This is a genomic window from Micromonospora sp. NPDC002411 (assembly GCF_053592955.1).
Map to the genome: position 1 here is coordinate 1 of NZ_JBSFBM010000561.1, position 2,503 is coordinate 2,503.

Genomic DNA, 2,503 nt, shown 5'->3' on the forward strand with positions numbered 1-2,503 from the left:
TGCCCGAGCACATCGGAGCGGACATCGTGGCGAGCGTGGTGGAGCGGATCACCGCGACCGCGGATCCGCCGGTGACGCCGCTCTGGTGCCCGTGGCCGCTGCCGACCGGCTGGACGCTCACCGGCGTGGCGTACGCCGGGGACGACCGGACCGGAGTGCGCGCGACAGCCGTGGCCTGCGCGGGCCCGGCGCCCCTCGGCGGCGGTCCGGCGGACCTGGTCTTCGTGGCCGAGGAGCCGGGCGTCGGCCTGGGCACCCGGCTCGCCGGACTGGCCGGGCCGGACCCGGGCCCGGAGCTGGCCGACGCGTTGACCGACCCTGGGCCTGGTCATCCCGACCACGTCGGGCAGGCCAGGATCAGGGTCGCCGGGCATCCCACTCCACTGTGGTTGGTGAATTCTCCGACGGATCGAAGCGCGTACGCGGGCGAAGCTCGGGGAATGTGGCTCCATGCGATAGCCTGGCCCGCGAGTGCGGGTCACCTGCTCGCGGAAGATGTCGTGCTACACGACCTGACCGAGTGGACTCCACCCGAGCTCGTGTACGGCGCACCGTCCCCGTACTTACCCGGGAGACCTTGACAAGTCTCTCGGTTTGACGGAGAACGGACGCAGATATTCACTGTACGACACCACACTGATACTCTGGGTGCCGCTGCGGTAATGGGACCCGGCGCCGCGCGAGAGGATGGCCCGCCATGGTCAAGAAGGTCCTCACCTGGGCCGGAATCGCATTCTTGATCTTCTTCGTCGCCTACCGGCCAAACTCTGCGGCTGACGTGTTCAAGTCGCTCGGCGGCGGGATCATGGATATTGCCCAGGGGTTCGGCGACTTCTTCACCAGTCTCGTCGCCTAGCCGCCGATGGGTAGCCCCTCCGGTCCACCCTTCGACCCGGACGACCCTGACCGGGAGCGCCGCGAGCGCGACACTGAGCCGATCCCGCGGATCGGGCCCGATGACGGCCCGGGCTACGGTGCCGGTCCCGGCCTGTCCGATGGTCCGTCCCTTTCGGACGACGTCGGCTACGGCGACGGGCCCGGCTATGCCGGCCAGGGGCGTTCCGGTCGTGGGTGGATCCGTGATCCGGAGGCCGGCTACCAGCCACCCCAGATCTCCGAGGACGAGCTGGCCGGGTTGCGCGCCGACGCGGCCGGCTCGACACCTCGTCGGGTGCTGCCTCTGGAGGACGAGCCCAGCTCGCTGGTGGCTCGCTACCTCTTCCCCACCGAGCGCTACCGGGGTGAGTGGAAGCGGCACTGGATCCACCTCACCAACCCGCTGTTGATCGGCATCGCGGCGACCTTCGTGCTCGGCTACCTCTCCGGCTTCCTCGCCGGGCAGGACGTGGGCGCGCTGACCACCATCGCCGTGCTGCTCTGGTTCGCCGTGATGGGCTGGGTGGCGTGGAAGGTCGCGGACTGGTGGTATGACCGTTTCATCCTGACCAACAAGCGGGTCATGGTGGTCAACGGCATCGTCACCCGCAAGGTGGCCATGATGCCGCTGGTCCGGGTCACCGACATGAAGTACGAACAGACCCCGACCGGTCGAGCGCTCAACTACGGCACCTTCGTGCTGGAGTCCGCCGGCCAGGAGCAGGCCCTCCGCGAAATCAAGAACCTGCCCAACCCGAACGAGCTCTACCTGCGCGTCGTCGAGGAGATGTACGAGCCGCAGGCAGTCGAGGCGCGGCTCGGCAAGGAGGCCGACGAAGCCAAGGCCGACGACGGGGCGTGAAGCTTTTCGACCGAACATCGGAGTAAGTGCGCACCTTTCGTCATGGACCGGAACGCCTCTGACGTGGCACTCTGCCAGGACGACTGGGGTGTGGAGGTGGGCGGTGGCGAGCAGGGACTCGTTGGAGGAGCAGTTCCGCGAGTTCGTCGCGGCGCGCTCCGCCGCGCTCCTGCGCACCGCTTATCTGCTCACCGGCGACTGGGCCACGGCCGAGGATCTGCTCCAGACGGCACTGACGAAGACCTACCTCGCGTGGAAGCGGCTCGGCGGGATCGAGGCCGTCGAACCGTACGCCCGGCGTGTGATGGTCAACACATCCACGAGCTGGTGGCGGCGGCGTTGGCACGGTGAACGCCCGACCGAGGTGCTGCCGGAACGGGCCGGTGTCGACGAGATCGAGCAGCAGCTCGACCGTGACCTGCTCTGGCGGCATCTGAGGCAGTTGCCCAACCGGCAGCGGGCGGTGTTGGTGCTGCGCTACTACGAGGACATGTCGGAGGCGCAGACCGCCGCGATGCTGGACATCTCACCGGGCACGGTGAAGAGCCAGACGTCCCGAGCCCTGGCCACGCTGCGCCGGCGGATGGGAGCCGACGCGGCGGAGCTTCCCGCCGCAGCCGGTACTGCCGGTCGGCCGGCCGCAGCCGGTGTCGTCCGCCCGACCGCCTCGGGCGCCCCGAACGGGCAGCTTCCGGCGTACTTCAGGTCGAAGCGGCTCAGCCGCAGGTCGCGGGCGACTCTGGCGATCTTCTGCGCCACCGTCTC

At 69.1% G+C, this 2,503-nt stretch carries 4 protein-coding genes; all 4 read left to right on the forward strand.

The features are described from left to right. Positions 1-38 precede the first annotated feature (38 nt). Positions 39-581 (forward strand): DUF6758 family protein, encoded by a 543-nt coding sequence (locus tag ACWCO3_RS33845; protein WP_450014029.1) that lies wholly within the window; start codon positions 39-41, stop codon positions 579-581. Between the two features lie 116 nt (positions 582-697). Further along, positions 698-856: a hypothetical protein gene (locus ACWCO3_RS33850; RefSeq protein WP_007455302.1), complete on the forward strand. Its 159-nt coding sequence runs from the start codon at positions 698-700 to the stop codon at positions 854-856. Positions 857-862: 6 nt separating this feature from the next. After that, on the forward strand, positions 863-1,738 hold the full coding sequence (locus ACWCO3_RS33855; RefSeq protein ID WP_145786189.1) for a PH domain-containing protein: 876 nt from the start codon (positions 863-865) through the stop codon (positions 1,736-1,738). Positions 1,739-1,841: 103 nt separating this feature from the next. Next, the coding region (locus ACWCO3_RS33860; RefSeq protein WP_450014027.1) for a SigE family RNA polymerase sigma factor at positions 1,842-2,503 on the forward strand (662 nt) is incomplete at its 3' end.

Bases quoted from the DNA above. Each gene is read 5' to 3' on its own strand.
- ACWCO3_RS33850 (WP_007455302.1), top strand. From the start codon at position 698: ATGGTCAAGAAGGTCCTCACCTGGGCCGGAATCGCATTCTTGATCTTC.
- ACWCO3_RS33855 (WP_145786189.1), top strand. From the start codon at position 863: ATGGGTAGCCCCTCCGGTCCACCCTTCGACCCGGACGACCCTGACCGG.